This is a genomic window from Paraburkholderia sp. UCT31 (assembly GCF_014397655.1).
Lineage (GTDB): Bacteria > Pseudomonadota > Gammaproteobacteria > Burkholderiales > Burkholderiaceae > Paraburkholderia > Paraburkholderia tuberum.
Window position 1 is genome coordinate 1 of the sequence record NZ_VZQP01000136.1, and the last position, 4,444, is coordinate 4,444.

Sequence of the window (4,444 nt, forward strand, 5' to 3'; positions counted from 1 at the left end):
GACTTCGCGTGATTTCAATGTCCGCAGCAGCGCGATTATCGGTCGCTCACTCTATCGCTTTGATCGACTCCTAAATGGCCGACTGTACTCGCTCACAGAGGCCGCCCCTAAGCCGCCGTTGAAGTTTTCAACGGCAGTTCTTCGGAACGTTCATTGAACTGGTGCTATCGGCCAACTGCATTCGTTCGCCCTCGTCCTTACACGGCCATTCAGAGGACCGTTCCGGTCAGATAACGGACCTTCGCGTGGGACACGGTCGAGCGCCCGGGCAGACGCGAACTTGCGACCCAGCCGGGAGGTTCCGCGTCAGCCTCCGGGGGGAATAACTTACACGCAGGTTTGGGCGCGGATCCACGGGCAAGCGACAATCACACGGCAAAGTTCGGGCGCCGTCAGGAAGCGGAATAAATCATACGTTAGCCGCGCCGCACATCGAATAGAACTAGTCACTTTTGGTTGCAGCTGGCGCGCTGCGCTGATTGTCGACAAGCGCGGAACAAATATGTTTCCTACCATTGCATGAGGCAGCCGCCTTCAGGAGACAGCCGGTGGGAAGCATTGCGGAGTGGTTAGCATCAATCGGCTTGTCCGAGTATGTCCAGGTCTTTGCCGAGAACGGTATCGATCCCTCGGTCCTCCCCGATCTCACGGACCAGGATCTCAAGGATCTTGGCGTCTTGCTTGGGCATCGCCGCAAAATGCTGCGCGCGATTGCCGAACTTGGCGAGAGCGCCGTTGCAATATCTCCGGTCGCGGCGGGGCCCATCCCGGGTGATGAGGCGGACCGACGCCAACTCACCGTCATGTTTTGCGATCTCGCCGGTTCGACTGCCCTGTCGACGCGGCTCGATCCGGAAGACATGCGGAAGGTCATCGGCGCCTATTACAGGGGTTGCGCAGATATCGTTACTACGGCCGGTGGTTTCATCGCAAAGTACCTGGGCGACGGTGTACTGGCCTATTTTGGTTATCCCCGGGCGCACGAGGACGACGCGGAACGGGCGGTACGCGCGGGCCTGACGCTTGTGCGATCCATCGGCAAACTCGATTCCGGGACGGACGAAAGTTTGCGAGTGCGGATCGGGATCGCTACCGGTGTAGTGGTAGTCGGTGATCTCATCGGCGAAGGCTCAGCCTTGGAGCGTGGCGTTGTCGGTGAGACGCCTAATCTCGCTGCCCGGCTGCAGACATTGGCCGAGCCCGGAACAGTGGTGATTTCTACGAGCACGCAGCGGCTTACGGGCGGGCTGTTTGACTACCGCGACATGGGCCTGCCCACTGTGAAGGGTATGGGCGAAGCAGTGCGGGTTTGGCAAGTGCTCGGCCCCAGCAGGGTCGAAAGCCGGTTCGAGGCGCTGCATGGGACCACACTGACGCCAATCGTCGGGCGCGACGAGGAGATCGAGTTGTTGCTTCGCCGATGGCAGCGGGCGAAGCATGGTGAGGGGCAGGTTGTGCTGCTGTCAGGCGAGCCGGGTATCGGAAAGTCACGGCTGACCACCGCTCTTGAAGAGGAGGTTCAATTCGAGCCGCACGACCGTTTGCGGTATTTCTGCTCACTCCGGCATCAAGAGAGCGCCTTCTACCCGTTTATTTCCCAGCTCGAGCGTGCGGCCGGTCTGCGGCGGGACGATACTGCTGAACAACGCCTCGACAAACTGGAGGCGGTGCTCGCGTGCGCCGCCGACAATCCGGGCGAAGCTGCTCCGCTGGTAGCGGGGTTGCTATCGATTCCGACAGAGGGTCGATACCCAGCACTTAATCTCACGCCGCAGCAGTACAAGGATAGGACGCTTAGTACGATAATCGCGCAGATCAAGGGCTTGGCAAAGCGCCGGCCGCTGCTGATATTGTTCGAAGATGCGCATTGGGCCGACCCGAGTTCGCTCGATGCGCTGGACCACCTTGTCGATCGTATTGAAACGCTGCCTGCGCTGCTGATTGTCAGCTTCCGACCTGAGTTCATGTCTCGTTGGATCGGCCGCTCAGAGGTGACGCTTCTTACTCTCAATCGTCTGCATCCTCGGCAACGAGCCGAGATGATCGAACGGGTGGCGCTTGGCAAGGCTCTGCCAAAGGAGGTTACAGACCAGATCATTGAGCATACGGATGGAATACCGCTATTTGTCGAAGAACTGACCAGAATGGTGCTGGAGAGCGGCGTATTGCGCGAGCAGAACGGGCGCTACGTGCTCGATGGACCGCTGCCACCACTGGCGATCCCGATGACGCTGCACGCTTCGCTGATGGCGCGTCTCGATCGCCTGGCCCCGGTGCGGGATGTAGCGCAAGTCGCCGCTGCAATCGGCCGGCGATTTTCTTATGAGCTTATCAGCGCGGTCGCGTCGATGCCGAAGGAGCGTCTGGACGATGCATTGAATCATCTCGTCAGTGCCGAACTGGTTTTCCGGCGCGGGGCACCACCGGAGGCGGAATACACCTTCAAGCACGCCCTGGTGCAAGACGCCGCGTACAGTTCCATGCTGCGAGACAGACGACAGCAACTGCATGCCCGCATCGCAATGGAGCTCGAGAATCATTTTGCTGACGTAACGGAGCAACAACCGGAAATCCTGGCTGAACACTGCGTCCAGGCCGGATTGACGGAAAAGGCGGCGCGGCTGTGGCGGCGTGCCGGTCACAACTCCGCCGAACGGGCCGCGCATCGAGAGGCGTCGGTCCTGTTCGAGAAAGCCCTGACTGCCTATGCGACCCTGCCGTCCTCAGCCGAAATACTTGGTCAAATCATCGACATTCGATGGGAACTTAACCACTCGCTTTATCCGCTCGGAGAATTGGCACGGAACCGGGAGAATCTGGAGAACGCGAAACATCTGGCCGAAGGAATTGGCGACGAGGTACGCCTATCGCGCGTTCTATCAAGGTTCGCTTTCACGCTCGGTTCGTTGGGCGATCTGGTCGGCGCCGTCGAGGCGGGCGAACGCGCTCTGGCGTTGGCGGAGCGGCGAGGCGACCCCGATGCGAAGGCCTGGGCTGCCATGATGCTGGCAAGGTCACGGTATGGCCGCGGAGACTATGAACGCGCGATGGGACATGCCCGACAGGCGCTAGATCTCCTCCATGAAGGCCACGACCTCGGACCCCACGAGGACTACGTAAAATTCACGCGCGTCAACGCTCGTATCTGGCCGGTGCTGTGTCTTGCCGAACTCGGCCGATTCGACGAGGCTGCCGTCCTCGGACAGGAGGCGACCGACATGGCCCGAGAGATGAATGAGCCAGAGGAACTGATCTTTGCTGGCCACGGTGTCGGACGGATGCACCTGATTCAAGGCAATCTCGACCTTGCGGTTGAGGCACTTGAGCCAGCACTGGCCCTGTGCAAGAGCGCTGAGTTTCCAATCTTCGTTCCTCGGATAGCCTCCTGTCTGGGGGCGGCGTATGCAGCGTTGGGCCGGACCGACGAGGCACTGGTTCTTCTGGAGGAGGCAGTTCGCCAAGCGGCGGCGAGTAAATTAACTTTCGGACAGTCGCTGGTGCTCTCGATTTTCGGTCGAGTGTGGCAGCGGGCTGGTAGACAAGATGAAGCCCTCACTCATGCACATGATGCGATCGACCTTGCTCGAGCCTCCGGCGAACGAGGCAACCAGGCTTGGGCCGGGTGCCTGTTGGGAGATATTGTCTCGGATGGCAACGCTGCCGCGCCTCGGATTGAGGAAGCTCACAAGCACTATCGCATGGCGTTGATGATCGCCCAGGAGCTTGGAATGCGTCCGTTGCAAGCACAGTGCCTAAATGGGCTTTCCCGGCTGCAAAGGATGGTCGGAGATGAAGCATTGGCCGAGCAACATGCAGCAGACGCTACCTCGCTTTGCCGGGAAATGGGCATAAAAACCATGGCCTGGTAGAACCTCATTTCACCTCGCACCGTTCGCGCGCTGATCTGCATCAAATGTCGATTACCATAGTCGCATTACTTACCTAGCGACTGGTTTGCCTTTTCGGCTGCCGCGTTCAGTGCCGCGGCGGGTTGAGCCTTTCCCAGGTAGACGGATTGCATTGCATCCGACACGGCCTTCCCGGTGTCTTCCCAGCCAGTGACAGTCGGTGCGAAGCGCGCGTTCGGCAACAACGCGATGAACGCCCTGGCGTCTGGGCCATTGAGCGCCGGATCGCTGGCTTCAGCCTTCGTCGTGGGCAGGAAGCCTTCCGTCTTCGAGAATTCGACGCGCGGGCCCTTTGTGAAGAGGAAGTCGAGAAACTTCCAGGCGCTCTTCTTGACCCTGGAGTTCTTGAACATCATGATTGAATCGGTCACCGCATAGGTGGCCTGCGTCGTTCCGGTCGGAATGGGATGGCGGCCTCAAATCTGAAGTGCAACACCGTTTCGTATAAGGTGTTGCGATGCACGAAAGAAAGTACCAGCAACTTCAACCTGAAGAGCGCCTGACCATTGCAAGCCTGCATCTGCAGGGTTCGAGTA

General features: G+C 59.6%; 1 protein-coding gene and 1 pseudogene. One reads left to right on the top strand and one right to left on the bottom strand.

Annotation, left to right across the window (positions count from 1 at the left end; genetic code table 11):
- Positions 1-548 precede the first annotated feature (548 nt).
- Complete coding sequence (locus F6X40_RS40960) at positions 549-3,869, top strand: adenylate/guanylate cyclase domain-containing protein (protein WP_187631821.1); 3,321 nt, start codon at positions 549-551, stop codon at positions 3,867-3,869.
- A 65-nt stretch (positions 3,870-3,934) separates the two neighbouring features.
- On the opposite strand, the pseudogene F6X40_RS40965 reads toward F6X40_RS40960, so the two are convergent.
- A pseudogene (locus tag F6X40_RS40965) lies at positions 3,935-4,324 on the bottom strand (sugar ABC transporter substrate-binding protein); the annotation flags it as partial.
- Positions 4,325-4,444 lie beyond the last annotated feature (120 nt).